Annotated in this window: 17 protein-coding genes and 2 pseudogenes; 6 read left to right on the top strand and 13 right to left on the bottom strand. The window is 74.2% G+C overall.

The window, feature by feature from the left end; all coding sequences use genetic code 11:
* From D450_RS0118025 to D450_RS0117970, 12 genes and pseudogenes are all read right to left on the bottom strand, one after another.
* A pseudogene (locus D450_RS0118025) lies at nt 1–1,239 on the bottom strand (chromosome segregation SMC family protein); the annotation flags it as partial.
* A gap of 300 nt (nt 1,240–1,539) precedes the next feature.
* Nucleotides 1,540–1,731, bottom strand: a complete 192-nt coding sequence (locus D450_RS32595; RefSeq protein ID WP_083932690.1) for a hypothetical protein — start codon at nt 1,729–1,731, stop codon at nt 1,540–1,542.
* Between the two features lie 285 nt (nt 1,732–2,016).
* Nucleotides 2,017–2,325, bottom strand: a complete 309-nt coding sequence (locus D450_RS0118015; RefSeq protein WP_017540052.1) for an acylphosphatase — start codon at nt 2,323–2,325, stop codon at nt 2,017–2,019.
* A gap of 101 nt (nt 2,326–2,426) precedes the next feature.
* Nucleotides 2,427–3,285 (bottom strand): annotated as a pseudogene (gene mutM, locus D450_RS30515) (bifunctional DNA-formamidopyrimidine glycosylase/DNA-(apurinic or apyrimidinic site) lyase).
* Nucleotides 3,286–3,289: 4 nt separating this feature from the next.
* Nucleotides 3,290–4,015, bottom strand: a complete 726-nt coding sequence (rnc, locus tag D450_RS0118005) for a ribonuclease III (RefSeq protein ID WP_017540051.1) — start codon at nt 4,013–4,015, stop codon at nt 3,290–3,292.
* A gap of 277 nt (nt 4,016–4,292) precedes the next feature.
* Nucleotides 4,293–4,469: a 50S ribosomal protein L32 gene (rpmF, locus tag D450_RS0118000; protein ID WP_017540050.1), complete on the bottom strand. Its 177-nt coding sequence runs from the start codon at nt 4,467–4,469 to the stop codon at nt 4,293–4,295.
* Between the two features lie 75 nt (nt 4,470–4,544).
* Nucleotides 4,545–5,162 (bottom strand): YceD family protein, encoded by a 618-nt coding sequence (locus D450_RS0117995; protein WP_017540049.1) that lies wholly within the window; start codon nt 5,160–5,162, stop codon nt 4,545–4,547.
* Between the two features lie 174 nt (nt 5,163–5,336).
* Nucleotides 5,337–5,807 carry a pantetheine-phosphate adenylyltransferase gene (coaD, locus tag D450_RS0117990; RefSeq protein ID WP_017540048.1) on the bottom strand — a complete coding sequence of 157 codons (471 nt, stop codon included), beginning with the start codon at nt 5,805–5,807 and terminating at the stop codon, nt 5,337–5,339.
* Nucleotides 5,808–5,865: 58 nt separating this feature from the next.
* A complete protein-coding gene (gene rsmD, locus D450_RS0117985) occupies nt 5,866–6,471 on the bottom strand; it encodes a 16S rRNA (guanine(966)-N(2))-methyltransferase RsmD (protein ID WP_017540047.1) in 606 nt (201 codons plus the stop codon).
* A 107-nt stretch (nt 6,472–6,578) separates the two neighbouring features.
* Complete coding sequence (gene recG, locus D450_RS0117980) at nt 6,579–8,789, bottom strand: ATP-dependent DNA helicase RecG (protein ID WP_017540046.1); 2,211 nt, start codon at nt 8,787–8,789, stop codon at nt 6,579–6,581.
* Nucleotides 8,790–8,945: 156 nt separating this feature from the next.
* Nucleotides 8,946–9,653 (bottom strand): cellulose binding domain-containing protein, encoded by a 708-nt coding sequence (locus D450_RS0117975; protein WP_026128622.1) that lies wholly within the window; start codon nt 9,651–9,653, stop codon nt 8,946–8,948.
* Between the two features lie 148 nt (nt 9,654–9,801).
* Nucleotides 9,802–10,812 (bottom strand): thiamine-phosphate kinase, encoded by a 1,011-nt coding sequence (locus D450_RS0117970; protein ID WP_017540045.1) that lies wholly within the window; start codon nt 10,810–10,812, stop codon nt 9,802–9,804.
* 144 nt (nt 10,813–10,956) lie between these two features.
* On the opposite strand from D450_RS0117970, the gene D450_RS0117965 reads away from it, so the two are divergent.
* The 6 genes from D450_RS0117965 (at nt 10,957) to cydC (ending at nt 18,348) form a co-directional block, all read left to right on the top strand.
* Nucleotides 10,957–11,190, top strand: a complete 234-nt coding sequence (locus D450_RS0117965) for an Lrp/AsnC family transcriptional regulator (protein WP_026124226.1) — start codon at nt 10,957–10,959, stop codon at nt 11,188–11,190.
* 17 nt (nt 11,191–11,207) lie between these two features.
* The gene (locus D450_RS0117960) at nt 11,208–11,669 is read left to right on the top strand and encodes a DUF3515 domain-containing protein (RefSeq protein WP_017540043.1); all 462 of its coding nucleotides are present in this window, start codon (nt 11,208–11,210) and stop codon (nt 11,667–11,669) included.
* 336 nt (nt 11,670–12,005) lie between these two features.
* Complete coding sequence (locus D450_RS0117955) at nt 12,006–13,457, top strand: cytochrome ubiquinol oxidase subunit I (RefSeq protein ID WP_017540042.1); 1,452 nt, start codon at nt 12,006–12,008, stop codon at nt 13,455–13,457.
* A 35-nt stretch (nt 13,458–13,492) separates the two neighbouring features.
* Entirely contained in the window at nt 13,493–14,542 is a 1,050-nt protein-coding gene (gene cydB / locus D450_RS0117950; protein WP_017540041.1) for a cytochrome d ubiquinol oxidase subunit II, read from the top strand.
* Between the two features lie 33 nt (nt 14,543–14,575).
* Nucleotides 14,576–16,354 (top strand): thiol reductant ABC exporter subunit CydD, encoded by a 1,779-nt coding sequence (gene cydD / locus D450_RS0117945; RefSeq protein WP_017540040.1) that lies wholly within the window; start codon nt 14,576–14,578, stop codon nt 16,352–16,354.
* The gene (gene cydC / locus D450_RS0117940) at nt 16,351–18,348 is read left to right on the top strand and encodes a thiol reductant ABC exporter subunit CydC (RefSeq protein WP_017540039.1); all 1,998 of its coding nucleotides are present in this window, start codon (nt 16,351–16,353) and stop codon (nt 18,346–18,348) included. The genes cydD and cydC overlap by 4 nt, the downstream gene beginning before the upstream one ends.
* A gap of 38 nt (nt 18,349–18,386) precedes the next feature.
* Here the strand turns inward: cydC and D450_RS0117935 are convergent, their stop codons facing one another.
* Entirely contained in the window at nt 18,387–19,004 is a 618-nt protein-coding gene (locus D450_RS0117935) for a DUF1707 SHOCT-like domain-containing protein (RefSeq protein WP_017540038.1), read from the bottom strand.
* Between the last annotated feature and the right edge of the window lie 130 nt (nt 19,005–19,134).

Genomic DNA, 19,134 nt, shown 5'->3' with positions numbered 1-19,134 from the left:
CGGGGAGCCGCTGGACCTCGGCCTCGCCCGCGGCCAGCCGGCCCCGCACGGCGTCGACCTTGCCGCGCAGGCGGACCAGGCCCTCCCTGNGGGGGGGGGGGGGGGGGGGGGGATCCGCTTCTCCTCGGCCTCCAGCGCCGACTCGGCCTCGGTCCGCACGCGGACCGCCTCGTCCAGCCCCTCCCGGGCCTCCTCGAGGCGGAAGCGGAGCGCCTCCTCCTGGGCGGCGGCCTCCTCGGCCTCCTGCTCCAGCTCCTCGGGGTCGGGGCCGCCGCGCTCCTCCGCGGGGGCGGCGGCGAGGTTGCGGTGGCGCTCGGCGGCCAGCCCGGCCACCGCGCCGAGGCGCTCCCGGAGCCGGGAGAGCCCGTGGTAGGCGTCCTGGGCGCGGGCCAGGGCGGGCGCGGAGCGGGCGGCGTCCTCCTCCAGAACACTCTCCCGTTCCTGGGCCTCGCTCAGGGACCGCTCGGCGGCCTCGCGGCGGCGGCGGACCTCGGCCTCGTCGGCCTCCTCCTTCTCCAGCTCGCCGGTGAGCGTGGCGATGTCGTCGGCCAGCAGCCGGAGCCGCGCGTCGCGCAGGTCGGCCTGGATGACCTGGGCCTTGCGCGCCAGTTCCGCCTGGCGCCCCAGCGGCTTGAGGCGGCGGCGCAGCTCGGCGGTCAGATCGGTGACGCGGTCCAGGTTGCCCTGCATCGCGTCCAGCTTCCGCAGCGCCTTCTCCTTGCGCTTGCGGTGCTTGAGGATGCCGGCGGCCTCCTCGATGAGAGACCGCCGCTCCTCAGGGCCGGCGTGCAGGACCGTGTCCAGCTGGCCCTGGCCGACGATGACGTGCATCTCCCGGCCGATGCCCGAGTCGCTGAGCAGGTCCTGGATGTCCAGCAGACGGCAGGTGTCGCCGTTGATGGCGTACTCCGAGCCGCCGTTGCGGAACATCGTCCGCCGGATGGTGACCTCGGTGTAGTCGATCGGCAGGGCGCCGTCGGAGTTGTCGATCGTCAGGGAGACCTCGGCACGCCCGAGCGCCGGGCGGGAGGAGGTCCCCGCGAAGATGACGTCCTCCATCTTGCCGCCGCGCAGGCTCTTGGCCCCCTGCTCGCCCATCACCCACGCCAGGGCGTCGACCACGTTGGACTTGCCCGACCCGTTGGGCCCCACCACGCAGGTGATCCCGGGTTCGAAGCGCAGGTTGGTGGCGGAGGCGAAGGACTTGAAGCCGCGCAGCGTCAGGTTCTTCAGGTACACCCCGCGTCCCCTCCGGCCTCGGCGTCACCGGTGCTCCCGGTTCCGGTCCGGATTTCGGACCGACGGGTCCAAGGGTGCCATGAGCGGCCGCGGAAAGAGGCCGCAATCGGCCCGAGAGTCGCCCGCCACGGTGAGGATTGTGGGAAATCCCCGGGGGTACATCCCCGAATGACGATGGCGGAACTGCGGAGAGGACGGGAAGTATCCCGAGAAGTGCACCCAAGGGACGCCGGTCCTGCGGCCGCGCGAGCAGCGGCCGGGGCGTCCCTTTATGCCGAGTGCGTGATAGTGCTGCGGATATTACGCGAGCGCGGGCTCGCGGTCGGTCGCGCCGACGGCGACATCGGCGACGGACGCGGACAGCTGGTCATTGCGCGCCTGGAGTCGACCGATCTCGTCTTCGAGGTCGCGTACCCGCTTCTGCAGTCGTCGCATCTCCTGAACCATTCGAGGGTCAGGACCGCCGACGTGGCCGAGTAGAGCCTTCGCCATGATGTGGGTCCTCCACACTGAGTGACCAGATGAGGTTCACACGCATATGAGCCACGAGAAGGATCGCGCCACCCGCCTCGTGGGTGGATTCGGAGCGCGGTCTGCCTTCCAGAGTCTCACCGCGGACGTCACTGGTCAAGGTTGCACGGAACTGTCGGTAATCACGCTGTGACCTGGGCAGGACACAGCGCACGATCCGCACGGAGGCACCCCGGTCCCGCTGTTCCCGCCGTGCGGGAAACGCTGCGGGGGGCGCCCGCGAATCGCGTCACCCCACCAGGATACTCAACGCTCGACGAACCCGGTGGAGGAACCCCGGTACTGTGCCCAGCTCTCCACGACAGCGTCGACGCGCCCCGGCGTCGCACCACCCCTGAGCTGGGAGAGCAGCTCCTCACAGCGGTCGCGCGGCCCCTCGGCGACGACCTCGACGCGCCCGTCGGACAGGTTGGTCGCCGCGCCGGTGAGCCCCAGCTCCAGCGCCCGCGCGCGGGTCCACCACCGGAAGCCGACGCCCTGCACCCGTCCGCGCACCCAGGCCGTCAGCCGGACGCGCTCGTCCCCGGATGCGGCACCGTCGCCGGTCTCCCCCATGGCCGGTCCTCCCCGTTCCCTCTCGTGTCGCTCGGTCTGCACCGCACCGCGCCGCCCCGCACCGCGGCCCGGCACAGCGTCGCCCCGCGCGGGCCCCACCGTCATCCCGCGGGGCGGGCGCCGCGGGGCCGCGGCTGGCAGCGCGGGCAGGTGTAGGAGGAGCGGTTCATGAACGCGTCCCGGCGGATGGGCGTGCCGCACCGCTCGCAGGGCGCGCCGCCGCGCCCGTAGGCCTTCAGCCCGCGCTCGAAGTAGCCGCTCTCCCCGTTGACGTTGACGTACAGCCCGTCGAAGGAGGTCCCGCCCTCCTTCAGGGCCTCCCGGAGCACGTCCCGCACCTGCGCCACCAGCAGCGAGACCTGCGCCTTGCGCAGGCCCGAGGTGGGCCGCTCCCCGTGCAGGCGCGCCCGCCACAGCGCCTCGTCGGCGTAGATGTTGCCGATACCGCTGACCAGCGACTGGTCCAGCAGTGCACGCTTGATCCCGGTCCGCTTGCGGCGCAGCGCGGCGGCGAACGCCTCCTCGTCGAACAGCGGGTCCAGCGGGTCGGGGGCGATGTGCGCGACCACGTCGGGGACCACGCCCCCGTCGGGCGCCTCGACCAGCGGGGCGACCATCAGGTGCCCGAAGGTGCGCTGGTCCACGAAGCGCAGCTCACNCCCCCCGCCCCCGCAGGTGCCGCTCGGCCGGCGCCTCCCCCGGCTGCACCAGCAGCTGGCCGCTCATCCCCAGGTGCGCCAGGAGCGCGTCCCCGGAGTCCAGCACCAGCCACAGGTACTTGCCGCGCCGGGCGGCCCCGGTGGCGGTGCGGCCGGCCAGGCGGTCGGCGAAGTCGCGGGGGCCGGCCGCGTGGCGGCGCACCGAGCGGGGGTTGAGGACCTCGACGCCCTCGAAGGCGCGGCCCACCGCCCAGCGCTCGACGCCGCCGCGGACGACCTCGACCTCGGGAAGCTCGGGCACGGTGCTACCCCTGCGCCTCGGTGGAGGCCCCCGAGCGGGCGCGGATGGCCTTCCAGGCCGACTCGGCGGCCTGCTGCTCGGCCTCCTTCTTGCTGCGGCCCTCGCCGGCGCCGTAGTCGGTGCCGGCGACGCGCACGGTGGCGCGGAAGGTCTTCTGGTGGTCGGGGCCGCTCTCGTCGACGTGGTACTCGGGCACCCCGAGCATCTCCGAGGCGGTCAGCTCCTGCAGCGAGGTCTTCCAGTCCAGCCCGGCGCCCAGGCCGGAGGCGGTGGAGATGAGCGGGTCGAAGAGCCGGTGCACCAGTTCGGAGGCGGTGTCCAGGCCGCGGTCCAGGTAGACCGCGCCGATGATGGCCTCCAGGGTGTCGGCGAGGATGGAGGACTTGTCGCGCCCGCCGGTGCCCTCCTCGCCGCGGCCCAGCCGGATGTAGCCACCGATGCCCAGGCCGCGCGCGACGTCGGCCAGGGCCCGCATGTTCACCACCGCCGCGCGGAGCTTGGCCAGCTGCCCCTCGGGCAGGTCGGGGTGCTCGCGGAACAGGGTGTCGGTGACGATGAGCCCCAGGACCGAGTCGCCGAGGAACTCCAGGCGCTCGTTGGTGGGCAGGCCGCCTTTCTCGTAGGCGTAGGAGCGGTGCGTCAGCGCCCGCGCCAGGACCTCGCCGTCGATTTCCACGCCGATGGCCTTGTGGAACTCCTTGGCCTCGGCCGCACTGATCTGAAAGGACACCGGACGCTCACTCCCTAGATCCACGGCGGCCCGCCGCCCCGCCGGCCGGGGCACACGGCCGCTTCCGAGCCGTCCAGGGTCGCTCGAAGCCGTGGTGGCCGCCGCTGCGCGGCGGGCGCGGGGCGCCGCACCGCCATCGGCGGCCACCACGACCTCGGGATGGGCCCGAATCGGCGCGAAGTCAAGCTTATTCGAGGTTGTCGGCCTGGGGGCGGCCCAGCCCAAAAGGCGGGCCCGCTCCCGGTTCCCCAGGGGTCGGGCCCGCCCTGTGCGCGCGCTAGGCCGGGTTGACGGCCTGGCGGTTGTTGTAGGTGCCGCACGTCGGGCAGGCGACGTGCGGGAGCTTCGGGTCGCGGCAGCGGGGGCAGTTCACCAGCGACGGGCGCTTCGCCTTCCACTGGGAACGGCGCATACGGGTGTTGGCCCGCGACATCTTCCGCTTCGGGACGGCCACTTCAATCCTCCTGGGTCACCCCCGCGGCGCGGGAGCTCACTTACCGGTACACCCCCGCCGATCGCGGGGAAGAACTCAGCTGTCGCCCGAATCCAGGCCCAGCTTGCGCAGCGCCTCCCACCGGGGATCGACGCGCTCGCCGTGGCCGTGGTCGGCGCCGGCCTCGGCGAGTTTGACACCGCACTCGGCGCACAGTCCGGGGCAGTCGTCCCGGCAGAGCGGCGAGAGCGGCAACGCGAGCACGGTCGCGTCGCGGACGACCTGCTCGAGATCGAGCAGGTCTCCTTCAAGATAGTAGTCCTCTTCGTCGGCGTCCGCGTCCGCGCCCTCCTCGGGGCGGCCGTAGGCGTCCTCCTCCGGGTAGTGGAAGAGCTCCTGGAAGCCGGACTCGAAAGAGGCCGACACGGCGTCCAGGCAGCGCCCGCACTCGCCCTGGTACCGGGCCCGGACCGTGCCCGTGGCCAGCACCCCCTCCAGCACCGCTTCGAGCCGGAAGTCCAGCTCGACGTCGGAGCCCTCGGGAACGGAGGCCATTCCGGCCGCCAGCGACGCCGGTGCGGGCACCATGCGCGTCATGGTGCGCATGCTGCCGGGCTGCCGCCCCAGCGGCCGGGTGTCGACCGCGAACGGGGACCGGGGATCGATACGAGTCAGTGTGATCGCGCTTTCGGTACGGTCGGCCGGGGCCGACACGGGTTGTCGCCGGACGTGGCCGCGGCCCCTTCCCCGCGCGCGGCACGCGCGAACAAGGGACCGCGGTCAAACCGTCAGTCTAGCGACCGGGCAGGTCGGGCCCAAATCGCTGGCGGGCGCCGGGCCGCCGGCCGGCTCCTCCGCCGCCCGTGCGGTGGACCCCGCAGGCGCCGCTCAGCCGCTCTCGGCGAACTTGCGGCGCAGGCGCTCCTCCACGTAGGGGGTGACCAGTCCCTCGACGTCGCCGCCGTACTGGGCGACCTCCTTGACCAGGCTGGAGCTGAGGAAGGAGTACTGCGGATTGGCCGTCATGAACACCGTCTCCACCTGCGCCAGGCGGTAGTTCATCTGCGCGATCTGCAGCTCGTAGTCGAAGTCGCTGACCGAGCGCAGGCTGCGCACGATCACCTCGATGCCGTTGTCGCGGCAGTAGTCGACGAGCAGCCCGTCGAAAGTGTCGACCGTGACGTTGTCGAAGGGCTTGACGCTCTCCTGGAGCATGTCGAGCTTCTCGTCGACACCGAACAGCCCGCGCTTGTTCACGTTGGTCAGCACGGCGGCCACGACCTCGTCGAACTGCCGGGCGGCCCGGCCGATGATGTCGATGTGTCCGTTGGTCACCGGGTCGAAGGACCCGGAGCACACGACGCGTCGGCGCACGGTGGGGTGCTCCTTCCTGCCGGGCGGGGCGGCAGGCGCCGCCTTACCCGGGATTGTGCCCCGCGGCAGGGGAATGGTCGGGACGACTCGCGGCGCGACCGTACCAAAGCGCCGCTTCGCCGTACCGGCGCACCCTGGCCCCCGCATAGCCGCGCGGCCAGTCGGGGTCGGGGCCGCGCGCGGAGCGCTCCAGCACCACCAGCGCGTCCGGGGCCAGCCACCCGTGGTCGCGCAGTGCGGCGAGCACCGCGCCGACCTCGTCCTCGCCGACCGCGTACGGCGGGTCGGCCACCACCAGGTCGTAGGGGTCGCCGCCGGGGCCGCGCTCCAGCACCCGGGCGACCCGGTCGGCGGCCAGGTGCGCCCCGGGCAGGCCGAGGGAGGAGATGTTGCGCCGGACCACCGCGGCGGCCCTGCGGTCGGCCTCGACCATGAGGGCGTGCGCGGCGCCCCGGGAGAGCGCCTCCAGCCCGATCGCCCCCGACCCGGCGTACAGGTCGAGCACCCGCAGCCCGTCCAGCGGCCCCAGGTCGGACTGCGCGGAGGCGAAGAGCGCCTCACGGGCGCGGTCACTGGTGGGGCGGGTGGTACGGCCGTCGGGGACGGCGATGCGGCGCCCCCCGGCCGAACCGGCGATGATGCGGGTCATGGGCCAAACCGTACCGGGACGGCACGGCGGCCGGGCCTCCGGAGCGCACCGCCCCCGCCGACCAGGGCGCACGGGCCCGCCGACGGCCTCAGGCCTTCTCCAGGAACTCAGGCCTTCTCCAGGAACTCGGCGCGGTCCTCGCCCAGGAGGTCGTCCAGCGCCCGGGCCAGCGGGGGGTGGGAGGCCAGCTCGGGGTCGCGCTCGACCAGGGCGGCGGCCTCCTCCCGGGCCTCTCCGATGAGGTCCTCGTCACGGAGCAGGGTGAGCATCTTCAGCGACGAGCGCTTGCCGGACTGGGCGCCGCCGAGCACGTCCCCCTCGCGGCGCTGCTCCAGGTCGACCCTGGACAGCTCGAACCCGTCGGTGGTGGCGGCCACCGCGTCCAGCCGCTGCCGGGAGGGCCCGCCCTCCTCGGCCTCGGTGACCAGCAGGCACAGCCCCGGCAGGCTCCCGCGCCCGACGCGTCCGCGCAGCTGGTGCAGCTGGGAGACGCCGAACCGGTCGGCGTCCATGATCGCCATGACGGTGGCGTTGGGCACGTCCACGCCCACCTCGATGACGGTTGTGGCGACCAGGACGTCGGTCTCCCCTGCGGCGAAGCGGCCCATCACGGCCTCCTTCTCGTCCGGGGAGAGCCGCCCGTGCAGCGCCTCCACCCGGAGACCGGACAGCGGCCCCTGGCTCAGCGTGCGGGCCACCTCCAGGACGGCCAGCGGAGGGCGGCGGGCCTCCTCGCCCTCCTCGGGGGCGGGCCCGGCGGCCCCCTCCTCGTCCCCGTCGTCGCCGCCGATGCGCGGACAGACGACGTAGGCCTGGCGCCCCTGGGCGGCCTCCTCGCGGATCCGCTCCCAGGCCCGGTCCAGGAAGTGCGGCTTGTCCCGGGCGGGGACCACGTGCGTGGCGATGGGCGAGCGCCCGGCGGGCAGCTGGTCCAGCGCGACCACGTCCAGGTCGCCGTAGACGGTCATGGCCACGGTGCGCGGGATCGGCGTGGCCGTCATCACCAGCACGTGCGGGCGCCCGTCGGCCGCCTTCTCGCGCAGCGCGTCGCGCTGCTCCACGCCGAAGCGGTGCTGCTCGTCGACGACGACCAGCCCCAGGTCGGCGAAGGAGACGTGCTCCTGCAGCAGGGCGTGGGTGCCCACGACGATCCCGGCCTGCCCGGAGGCCGCCTCCAGCAGCGCCTCGCGCCGCGCGGAGGCGGTCTGGGACCCGGTGAGCAGCGCCACCCGGGTGGCCCGGTCGGCGCCGCCGAGCAGCCCGGCCTCGGCCAGCGGCCCCAGCATCCGGGTGATGGAGCGGTGGTGCTGCTGGGCCAGGACCTCGGTGGGGGCGAGCAGCGCGGCCTGGCCGCCGGCGTCGACCACCTGGAGCATGGCGCGCAGCGCCACCAGCGTCTTGCCGGCGCCCACGTCGCCCTGGAGCAGCCGGTGCATGGGGTGCGCGGAGTCCAGCCCGTCGGCGACGACCCCGCCGACCTTCCGCTGGCCCTCGGTCAGCTCGAAGGGCAGCGCGGCGTCGAAGGCGTCGAGCAGGCCGTCCCGAACGCGCGGCCGGGGCTTGGCGGGGACCTGCCCGGCGGCCTTGCGCCGCTGCGCCAGGGCCAGCTGCAGCACGAAGGCCTCGTCCCACTTCAGGCGCTTGCGGGCGCGTCCGATGTCGTCGGTGTCGGCGGGCCGGTGGATCTTCTCCAGGGCCTCGTCGATGCCGACCAGGCGGTGCCGCTCGCGCAGGTCCGGCGGGAGCGGGTCGGCGAACCCGCCGCCGCCCTCGGCCTGGTCGAGCAGGGTGGCCGCGCAGCGGGCGATGGTCATCGATGCCAGGCCCTTGGTGGCGGGGTAGACCGGGATGGGCCGGTCGGCGAACTCGCGGGCGCGCTCGTCGCCGGTGCCGTCGTCGGGCAGCATCTCGTAGACCGGGTGGGCCAACTGCTTCTTGCCGCGGTAGGTGGAGACCTTCCCGGCGAACATGCCGCGCCGCCCGGGGCGCAGCTCCTTGAGGTGGTACCCGGCGTTGTGGAAGAAGGCCAGGGTGAGCCGCCCGGTGCCGTCGGTGATCACCACCTCCAGCAGGCTGCGGGGGCGCCCGCGGCCGCCGCCGCGCAGGTCGCGCTTGGTGGCGCTGAGCACCTCGGCCACCACCGTGGCCTGCTCGCCCTCGGCCAGGGCCGCCAGGTCGGTGAGCTCGCCGCGGAAGGCGTACCGGCGCGGGTAGTGCCGCAGCAGGTCGCCCGCGGTGTGCAGGTCGAGTTCGGCCGCGAACTTCTTGGCCGCGGCCGCCCCCTGCGTGGTGCGCAGCGGCTCGTCCCAACTGATCACCGGCTCTCCTCACGTCGCGCAGGTCCGCCGGACACCTACCGTAGGACCTCCCTGCGACGGGTGGGGGCGAGCGACCCGGCCGGGGCGGCCCCGGCACCGGGGCGGCCGCGCGGAACGAGAGGCGGAGAGGGCGGGGCCGCGAGCTCAGCCGCGAGCTCAGAGGGAGCAGGACTCACCGTTGAAGACGCAGGTGCTGGGGGCCTGCGCGGTGCCTTCGGCGGTGAAGTTGACCTCGACCGACTCCCCCGGGGCCAGTCCGTCGCCCCAGTCGGGGGCGCGGGCCACCACGCCGTCGCCGGTGGCCTCCCATTCGACGTCCCAGGCCGAGGTCACCGTGGCCCCGTCGAAGCCGAGCACCAGCTCCCAGCCGTCCAGCGTGTCCGCGCCGGTGTTGGTCAGGGTGACCCGACCGGTGAAGTTCGAGGACGAGGCCTCCACGGTGGTGTAGGACATCGCCGCCGGCTCCCCGGCGGCGCTCTCGCGCCCGGCCTCCCCGGGGCCGCCGTCGCCGGAACCGTCGGCGCCCCCGGTGCCCTGCTCCTGCTCGGCGCGGGCCTCGCCGCCCCCGGTGCCGTCCCCGGGCGCGGCGGAGGGGCCTCCGGCCGGTCCTCCGGACGGGGAGGTCCCGTGCTCCACCGGGGGCTCGCTGAACCTGAGGTAGATCTGGGTGGTGCTGTAGCCGAAGAGCACGAGCCCCAGGGTGACGCCGGAGAGGAGCAGGACGCTCAGCAGGCGGGGCGGACGGACCTTCTTGGGCACGGTGCTGCCGAGCACGATGCCGACGGTCTGCAGGGGGCCGGACTGCTCGGGCTCTGAGCGGTGCGCACCGCGCCGGGCTTTGCCGGACCCGTCATTGCGCCCCATAACGCCAAGCCTTCCGATCCGCTCCCCGTCCGTCGCCCCGCACATGCGGCTCGGGGCGCCAGCTTAGCGTGATTTACCCCCCAAACCCGACTCTCTCACCTTCCGCACATCCACCCCCTGCGCGACCGGGCAGCGCAGGCCCCGCGCCTTACCGGCCGAAATGGTCCCAACCGCCGCGCACGGGCGCGCGCCCGTCCAGGGTCACCCGCGCCTCCTCGGGGCCGGACGCCTCGTGGACCGAACCGATGACCGTCCACCCCTCGGGCGGGGCGGCGCCGGGCGGGAACGCGGCGGCGAGCGCGTGGTCCTCGCCGCCGACCGCCATCAGGTCCACGGCCGCCTCCCGGGGCGGCCGCCCCGCGCCGCCCGAGGGGTGGCCCGATGCGGCCAGCAGCTCCACGGCGGCGATCAGCTCCGGGGCGGGGACCAGGGCGTCGCGCCGCAGGTCGATCCGCACCCCGGAGGCCTCGGCGATGTGCCCGAGGTCCTGGGTGAGGCCGTCGCTCACGTCGAGCATGGCGGTGGCTCCGGCGAGGGCCGCGCGCGGTCCCTGGGCGTAGGGGGGAGACGGGGAGCGGTGCTCGGCCACCGCCGCGCGCGCGGCGTCGGCGTCGGAGCGGCCGGACTCGAAGAGGGACAGCCCGGCGGCCGAGAGCCCCAGCGGCCCGGTGACCGCGATCCGGTCGCCCGGCCTCGCCCCGCTCCTGAGCACGGGACGGGAGCCGTCCAAGGACCCCAGGGCGGTGACCGAGACGGTGAGGGTGGGCGAGCTGACGGTGTCGCCGCCGACGACGGTGCACCCGACCTCGGCGCACTCCTCGCGCACGCCCTCGGCGAACTCCTCCGCCCAGCGGACGGGGAGGTCGGTGGGGGCGGCCAGGCCGATCAGCAGCGCGGTGGTCCGCGCGCCCATGGCGGCGATGTCGGCGGCGTTCTGCGCCACGGCCTTGCGACCGATGTCGCGCGCGCGGGACCAGTCGAGCCGGAAATGCCTCCCCTCGACCAGCACGTCGGTGCTGGCCACCACGCGCCGGTCCACGGCCGAGACGATCGCGCCGTCGTCTCCGGGCCCGAGGATTACATCGTCCGTCTCGGGGAATCTGGCCGTCACGCGCGCGATCAGGCCGAATTCGCCCAGGTCCCCAATGGTGCTCGACACAGCCCTCAGGGTACGGTGACCAATCCGGCGCAGTGGTCGAGGGCGTGTTGACCCGCGCGTACCCCGTCGAAATCGGCGCGCGGCCCCATCCGGACGCCGTCGCCGTATCCGCATGTTCTCCGGATGACCTGGGAGGGTTCCACCATGGTGCAGGCCTATGTTCTCGTGCAGACCGAGGTCGGCCGGGCCGGTGATCTGGCGGAGCTCATCCGCGGGATCGACGGAGTCAGCGAGGCCGAGGACGTGACGGGCCCCTACGATGTCATCGTGCGCGCGCACGCCGACGACATCGACGCCCTCGGGCGGCTCGTGGTCGCCCGCATCCAGCGGCTCGACGGCATCGCGCGGACGCTGACCTGCCCCATCGTGCAGATCTGAGCGACCCGGGAGGGCCGATGCGCAAGGGAGCGGCGGGCGCCGCGGCCACAGGGCTGGTCCTGCTGGCCGGGTGCACCGGCGGCGGGGTGGACATGCCGGTCCCCGAGCCGGACGCCGAGACCGCGGAGCTGTGCGAGGGGCTGGCCGAGCGGCTGCCCGAGACCCTCTTCGACCAGGAGCGCACCCAGGCCCAGGCGGACTCCCCCCTGGTGGCGGCCTGGGGCGACCCGGTGATCGCTCTGCGCTGCGGGGTTCCGCGGCCCGACGCCTACCGCCCTGACTCCGAGCTGATGGTCGTGGACGAGGTCGCCTGGCTCCCCGAGCCCCAGGACGAACCCACGATGTACACCGCGATGGCGCGCGAGGCCTACGTCGAACTGTCGATCCCGGCCTCCTACGGGGCCCCCGCCCAGGGGCTGGTAGCGATCAGCGAGGCGATCTCGGCCGAGATCCCGGCGCTGCCCCCCGGCGAGTACTGACCCGCCCCCTCTCCTCCGTCCCGGCGCCGGCGACCGGCCCGCAGTCGACGGAGGCGGATGCTGAGGCGTCCGTCACCCCCCGCGGCCCGCCCAGGGCGCCCCCCGATTCGCTCCGGCCGCGGGCCCCGGCGCGCAACGGCACCGGAAAAATCCGCATCGCCCCTGGTAAAGAGCGGCCCGCCGGTGCGGCGCCCGCGGCCGGGCCCGCCTATCGTCGTCCTCGGACCCACCCTGCGACCGCAGGCGGGGGCGGCCCCTCGGTGGATCTACTACATCCCGTAGCACTACGCTGTGTCGTACTACGACTTGTCGGTCCATTGCTGGCTGGAGAGGCGCATGGAAGCACTCGACCTGGCTCGGTGGCAGTTCGGTATCACCACCGTCTACCACTTCCTGTTCGTACCGCTGACGATCGGCCTGTCGGTCATCGTGGCCTCCCTCCAGACCGCCTGGTATCGGACGGGCAGGCACGAGTACCTGCGCGCCACCAAGTTCTTCGGCAAGCTCTTCCTGATCAACTTCGCCATGGGCGTGGTCACCGGGATCGTGCAGGAGTTCCAGTTCGGCATGAACTGGAGCGAGTACTCCCGCTTCGTCGGCGACGTCTTCGGCGCACCGCTGGCCATGGAGGCGCTGCTCGCCTTCTTCCTGGAGTCCACCTTCATCGGGCTGTGGATCTTCGGGTGGGACCGGCTCCCCCGCGGCGTGCACCTGGCCTGCATCTGGCTGGCCGCGATCGGCACCAACCTGTCGGCCTACTTCATCCTGGCCGCCAACGCCTGGATGCGGCACCCGGTCGGGTTCACGGTCAACCCCGAGAACGGCCGCACCGAGCTGACCAGCATCGGGGCCGTCCTGGCCAACCCCCAGGCCTGGTCCACGTTCCTGCACGTGGTCTCGGCCGCCTTCATCACCGCCGGGCTGTTCGTCGCCGCCGTCAGCGCCTTCAAGCTCTGGCGCGCCCGCCGGCACGGCGACACCGGGGAGAAGGGCGTCGAGCCGCCCGCCGGCGACCACGAGCTGTTCCGCAAGACGCTGCGCGCCGGCATGGTCGTCACCCTGCTCGCCGGGATCGTCGTCGTCTACTCCGGCGACCACCAGGCCAAGCTCGCCGCCGAGTACGAGCCGATGAAGCTGGCCGCCGCCGAGGCCCACTGGGAGACCGAGGAGGGCGCGCCCTTCTCCACCTTCGCCGTGGGCGACACCGACAGCGGCGTGAACACCATCGACATCACCATCCCCCGCGTGCTCAGCTTCCTGGCCACCGGCACCATCGACGGCACCGTCCAGGGCATGAACGACCTCCAGGAGCAGTACGAACAGGAGTACGCCGAGTACGGGGACGTGGACTACATCCCCAACGTGTTCATCATGTACTGGTCGTTCCGCCTGATGATCGGGTTCGGCCTGTTCGGGGTGGCCGTCTCCGCGCTCGGGCTGTGGCTGACCCGCAAGCGCCGCCTGCCCCGGACCCGCTGGTTCTACTACGCGGCCGTGGCCGCGCTGCCCGCCGCGCTCACGGCCAACATCCTCGGCTGGGTCCTCACCGAGATGGGCCGCCAGCCCTGGACGGTGCACGGGCAGCTGCTGACCGCGCACAGCGTCTCCCCCGGCGTCAGCCTGGGCCAGGTGGCCCTGTCGCTGACCGTATTCACCCTCATCTACGGCGTGCTCGCCGTCGTCGAGGCCGGGCTGCTGTGGCGCTACGTCAAGGGCGGCCCCTCGCACGTGGTGCCCGAGCCCGAGGAGGGCGAGGACACCGGCGACGTTCCCGCCTTCGTCTACTGACCCCCCGCCCGCGCCCGCGCTAGGAGACCTCAGACATGGATCTGGCAACCGTCTGGTTCATCGCCATCGCGGTCCTGTGGACCGGCTACTTCATCCTGGAAGGGTTCGACTTCGGTGTGGGGATCCTGCTCCCCGTCCTGGGCAGGCGCGACGTCGACCGGCGGGTGATGATCAACGCGATCGGCCCGATCTGGGACGGCAACGAGGTGTGGGTGATCACCGCCGGCGGCGCCATGTTCGCCGCCTTCCCCGCCTGGTACGCCACCGCCTTCAGCGGCTTCTACCTGCCGCTTCTGCTGATCCTGCTGGCGCTGATCGTGCGCGGTGTGGCCTTCGAGTACCGCGGCAAGGGCGACACCGACCGCTGGCGCGCCTGGTGGGACCGGGCCATCTTCTGGGGCAGCGCCCTGCCCGCGTTCCTGTGGGGCCTGGTCTTCGCCAACATCGTGCGGGGGATGCCGGTCGACGGCGACGAGATCCTGCGCGCCGGGGTGATCGACCTGCTCAACCCCTACGCGCTGCTGGGCGGGCTGACCACGCTGTCGCTGTTCATCCTGCACGGGGCGCTGTTCCTGACCCTCAAGACCGGCCAGCCGGTGCGCTCCCGCGCGCGCACCGCGGCGCTGCGCACCGCCTGCGTCGCCGTGCCGGCCGGGGCGGTGTTCCTGGTCTGGACGCAGCTGGCCCACGGGAAGACCTGGACGTGGCCGGTCGTGGCCGTCGCCGCGGCCGCACTGGTCGCCGGCGTCGCCCTGGCGCTGCGCGGCTCGGAGGGGCGCTCCTTCGCCTGCACCGCAGCGACCATCGGCCTGGCCTCGGTGACGCTGTTCGGCTCGCTCTTCCCCGCCGTGCTGCCCTCCACCCTCGACCCGGCCTTCGACCTGACCGTGGCCAACGCGTCCTCGGCGCCCTACACCCTGACCGTGATGAGCTGGGTCGCGGCGGTGTTCCTCCCGGTGGTGATGGGCTACCAGGCCTGGAGCTACTGGGTCTTCCGCAAACGGGTGACCCGCGAGCACATCGAGCCGGTGCCCGCCTATGGTGGCGGAGACGGGCAGGACCAGGCTCCCGCCCCCGCCGAGTAGCACCGGCGCACCACCGAAGGGAACGGACCTGCAATGCGCCCCCTCGACCCGCGTCTGGTCCGGACGGCCTCGGCCGTCCGCGTGCACCTCGCCGTCGCCGTGGCGAGCGGACTGCTCACCACCGCCATGGTGCTCGCCCAGGCCTGGCTGCTGGCCTACACGATCGCCGGCGCCACCCGCGGGCTCGGGCTGGACGTCCTCTCCTGGGCGATCGCCGCCGTGGCCGCGGTCGCGATCGCCCGGGCGGCGCTGTCCTACGGCGCCGAGACCGCCGCCCTGCGCTCCGCCGCGCGCGCGAAGTCCCAGCTTCGCCGCCGCCTGGTCGCCCACGTGACCGGGACCGGGGCCGACCCGGGCGGTGAACCGGGGGACTCGCCTCCCCCGGACGGCGGGACGGTCCGATCGTCAGGGGGGACCGCCACCGCCGGGACGGGCACGGCCGGCGCCGGAGAGGTCGCCACGCTCGCCACGCGGGGCCTCGATGCGTTGGACGACTACTTCGCCCGGTATCTCCCGCAGCTGGTGCTGGCCGTGCTCGTCCCCCTGGCCGTGCTCGCCGTGGTGGCGGGCGCGGACTGGATCTCGGCGGTGGTCATCGCCGTCACCCTGCCCCTGATCCCGGTCTTCATGGCGCTGGTGGGCTGGCACACCCAGGCGCGCACGCAGCGCCGCTGGCGCCGGCTCCACCGGCTCGGCGGCCACTTCCTGGACGTGGTCGAGGGCCTGCCCACCCTGGCGGTGTTCCGCCGGACCCGGGCCCAGGCCCGCATCATCCGGCGGATGACCGACGAGCAGCGCGAGAGCACCATGTCCACGCTGCGCATCGCGTTCCTGTCGGCGTTCGTGCTGGAGCTGCTGAGCACCCTGGCGGTGGCGCTGGTCGCGGTGGAGATCGGCATCCGGCTGATGTACGGCATGCTCGACTACCAGACGGCGCTGCTGGTGCTGATCCTGGCCCCCGAGGCCTACCTGCCGCTGCGCGAGGTCGGCTCGCGGTTCCACGCGAGCATGGAGGGCGTCGCCGCCGCCGAGCAGGTCTTCGCCGAGCTCGACAAGCGGGCCGAGGGCGCGCCCCGTCCGCCCGGCCCCGGCCGGGACCGCACCGCCGAGCTGCCCGGGCACGGCGTCGGGCTGCGCCTGGAGGGGGTGGGCCTGACCTACCCGGGGCGGGACGCACCCGCGCTCACCGGGGTCGACCTGGAGGTGCCGGCCGGGCGCCGGATCCTGCTGGCCGGCCCCAGCGGCTCGGGCAAGAGCTCCCTGCTCTCGCTGCTGCTGCGCTTCATCGAACCCACCGAGGGCCGCATCCTGGCGGTGTCCGCCGACGCCCCCGGGGGCGTGCCCCTGGACGAGGCCGACCCCGCCGCCTGGCGGAGGCGCCTGGCCTGGGTGCCGCAGCACCCCTACCTGTTCGACGACACCGTGGCCGGCAACATCCGGCTGGGCGCTCCGGAGGCCGGCGAGGAGGAGGTGCGCCGGGCCGCCGAACTGGCCGAGGCCGACGCCTTCATCCGGGAGCTGCCCGAGGGCTACGCCACCCGGCTCGGCGAGCGCGGGGCCCGGCTGTCGGCCGGACAGCGCCAGCGGATCGCCCTGGCCCGGGCGTTCCTGCGGGACGCCCCGGTGGTGCTGCTCGACGAGCCCACCGCCCACCTGGACCCCGAGAACGCGGCGGCGGTGCGCACGGCGGTCGCCCGGCTGCTCCAGGGGCGCACCGGCGTGGTGGTCGCCCACGACGCCGGGTGGGCCGCACACGTGGACGAGACGGTGCCCGTGCACGCGGGCCGCCTGGAGCAGGAGGCCCTGCGATGACCGCCGAGACCACCGCCCGCACCGCCCCCGGGGCCGACCCGGACCCGGCCGCCGCCCCGGGCCGCGGCCGCGACCCGCTGGTGCGGATGGTCCTGCTGGCGTGGCCGCGCGGGAGCCGGTTCGCGCTGGGGGTACTGCTGGGGTCGGTGGCCACCGGCTCGGCGGTGGCGCTGCTGGGCATCGCCGCCTGGCTGCTGGCCAAGGCCGCCGAGCACCCGCCGATCACCGCGCTGAGCGTGGCGATCGTGGCCACCCGCGCCCTGGGCGTCACCCGCGGGGTGGCCCGCTACCTGGAGCGGCTGGTCACCCACGACGCCGCCTTCCGCACCCTGGCCGACGTGCGGGTCAAGGTCTACCAGCGGCTGGCCTATTCAGAGGCCCGCCCGTCGCCCACCCCCACCCTCAATCGGGGCGCTTCGCACCACAGTCCCCGCACGTCGCCCACCCCCCCCCTCAATCGGGGCGCTTCGCACCACAGTCCCCGCACGTCGCCCACCCCCCCCCTCAATCGGGGCGCTTCGCACCACAGTCCCCGCACGTCGCCCACCCCCACCCTCAATCGGGGCGCTTCGCACCACAGCGTCGGTTCCCTCCGCTCCGGCGACCTGGTCTCCCGCCTGGTCAGCGACACCGAGGCCACCCAGGACCTGCTGCTGCGCGGGCTCACCCCGCCGCTGGTGGCCGTGCTGGCCGGGGGCGTGACCACCGCGGTGTGCACGGCGCTGCTGGCGCCCGGCGGGCTGGTGCTGGCGGCCGGGCTGCTCCTGACCGGCCTGGGCGTGCCGCTGGTCGCCGCCCGGCTGGGCCGGGCACCGGGCGAACGCCAGGCGCGGGCCCGCGGGGAGCTGTCCACCTCCCTGGTCGACACCCTGCACGGCGCCCCCGACCTGGTCGCCTACGGCGCCATGGACCGGGCGGTGCGCCGGGTGGAGGACGCCGACACCGAGCTGACCCGCCTGGCCCGCCGGGACGCCGGACTCCTGGGATTCGGCGCCGGGGCGAGTGCACTGGTCACCGGCGTGACGGTGTGGGCGTCGCTGCTGCTGGGGGTGGCCGCGGTGGACGACGGGTCGCTGCACCCGATCCCGCTGGCGGTGCTGGTGCTGACCACCCTGGCCGCGTTCGAGATCGTGCAGCCGCTGCCCGCGGTGGCCGCCCGGCTGGGGGCGCTGCGGGCCCAGGGCGCGCGGCTGTTCGACGTGCTGGACACCCCGCCCATGGTCGCGCCCCCGGACCGCCCGGCCGAGCTGCCCGAGCCGCCCCCGGCCGACCTGCGGATGCGGGGGCTCAAGGTGCGGTACGGCCCGCAGGAGCCGTGGGCGCTGCGCGGCGTGGACCTGGAGGTCCCGGCCGGGGCCAAAGTCGCGGTTCTGGGGCCCAGCGGCGCGGGCAAGAGCACCCTGGCCGAAGTGCTGCTGCGCTTCCGCGACCCCGACGCGGGCACCGTCGAGCTGGGCGGCGGCGACCTGACCGGCTACGACCGCGACGACGCCCGGCGGGCGATCGGCGGCGTGCCGCAGGATCCGCACGTGTTCGCCTCCACTCTGCGCGAGAACCTGCGCCTGGCGCGCCCCGACGCCGAGGACGGGGAGCTGTGGGAGGCGCTGGCGCGGGCGCGGCTGGACGGCGAGGCGCGGGCGATGCCGCACGGCCTCGACACCGAGGTGGGGGTGCACGGCACCCGGCTCAGCGGCGGGATGCGCAGCCGGCTGGCGATGACCCGCGCGGTCCTGGCCTCCCCGAGGATCCTGGTCCTGGACGAGCCGACGGCGCACCTGGACCCCGACACCCGCGACGCGGTGATGGCCGACGTGCTGGACGCGGCGGAGAGCGAGGGGTTCTCGACCCTGCTGATCACCCACGACCTGGCCGGACTGGAGCGCATGGACCGCATCTACGTGCTGAGCGAAGGGCGCGTCCTCCAGGAGGGCACCCCGCGCGAGCTGGCCGAGCAGGAGGGCTGGTACCGCGACGCGCTGCGCCTGGGCCCCTGAGCGGAGGCGCCGCGCCGTACGGCCACCGGCCCGGCGGCTCAGCCGTACATCCCGAACATCTCCTCGAAGCGGTTCTTGTAGCGGATCTTCAGGTTGCCGCCCTTGACCTCACCGGTCACCACGAAGTGCGGGTTCGGGCGCGCCGGGGCCGGCGGGACGCGGCTGTCGACACTTCCCCACCAGGAGGCGTCCACCCGGACGTCGGCGGTGGCGCCGTCCGGGAGCACCAGGCGCGCCTCGCCCCACGAGGAGGTCAGCGCGATCTCGGTGGTGCCGCTGAGCAGCGTCGCCGACCGGAAGTCCAGCACCGTGCTGCCCATCGGGTTGGTCACCTCGATGCGCCGGGGAGCGGTCCACTCGCCGCGGCGGACGATGGTGCCCGCCGAGGACTTGAGCACCAGGGGACGGGACGCCTCGGACGGCTCGGCGCCGCCGCTCGGGGCGAGCGGCTCGGTCCGCTCCTCGTCGGCGGGCAGGTCGGCGGTGAGGGGTTCGAGGTCGCCGTAGGTGCGGGCGGCGAAGGCGGCGTCGAGGCGCTCGTCGAGCTCCTCCAGGGTGATGCGCCCGGCGGCCGCGGCTTCGCGCAGGACCCCGGCGACGCGCTCCCGGTCGGCGTCGGCGCAGCGCATGTTCCCGTTCGGCTTCTGCTGGCTCACGGCTTCCGCTCCCCGTCCGATCCCGGTGTGCTCGGCCTCACGATAGCCGGAGCGGCGCCGCGGGCGGCGGGCCGGGGCGGGGAGCACAAACGGGCGGCGCGACGGGACCGGTCCGTGCGATGATCGGGCA

Source organism: Nocardiopsis halophila DSM 44494 (genome assembly GCF_000341245.1).
Taxonomy (GTDB): Bacteria; Actinomycetota; Actinomycetes; order Streptosporangiales; family Streptosporangiaceae; genus Nocardiopsis_A; species Nocardiopsis_A halophila.
The sequence above is the reverse complement of the archived record's forward strand: the minus strand, read 5'-3'. Positions and strand labels throughout refer to the sequence as shown.

Excerpts from the sequence above, each read along its gene's own strand:
- D450_RS0118015 (WP_017540052.1), bottom strand. The coding sequence starts at position 2,325 with ATGGGGGAGACCGGCGACGGTGCCGCATCCGGGGACGAGCGCGTCCGG.
- D450_RS0117960 (WP_017540043.1), top strand. The coding sequence starts at position 11,208 with ATGCGCAAGGGAGCGGCGGGCGCCGCGGCCACAGGGCTGGTCCTGCTG.
- D450_RS0117965 (WP_026124226.1), top strand. The coding sequence starts at position 10,957 with ATGGTGCAGGCCTATGTTCTCGTGCAGACCGAGGTCGGCCGGGCCGGT.
- cydD (WP_017540040.1), top strand. The coding sequence starts at position 14,576 with ATGCGCCCCCTCGACCCGCGTCTGGTCCGGACGGCCTCGGCCGTCCGC.
- rsmD (WP_017540047.1), bottom strand. The coding sequence starts at position 6,471 with ATGACCCGCATCATCGCCGGTTCGGCCGGGGGGCGCCGCATCGCCGTC.
- D450_RS32595 (WP_083932690.1), bottom strand. The coding sequence starts at position 1,731 with ATGGCGAAGGCTCTACTCGGCCACGTCGGCGGTCCTGACCCTCGAATG.
- cydB (WP_017540041.1), top strand. The coding sequence starts at position 13,493 with ATGGATCTGGCAACCGTCTGGTTCATCGCCATCGCGGTCCTGTGGACC.
- D450_RS0117955 (WP_017540042.1), top strand. The coding sequence starts at position 12,006 with ATGGAAGCACTCGACCTGGCTCGGTGGCAGTTCGGTATCACCACCGTC.
- cydC (WP_017540039.1), top strand. The coding sequence starts at position 16,351 with ATGACCGCCGAGACCACCGCCCGCACCGCCCCCGGGGCCGACCCGGAC.
- D450_RS0117975 (WP_026128622.1), bottom strand. The coding sequence starts at position 9,653 with ATGGGGCGCAATGACGGGTCCGGCAAAGCCCGGCGCGGTGCGCACCGC.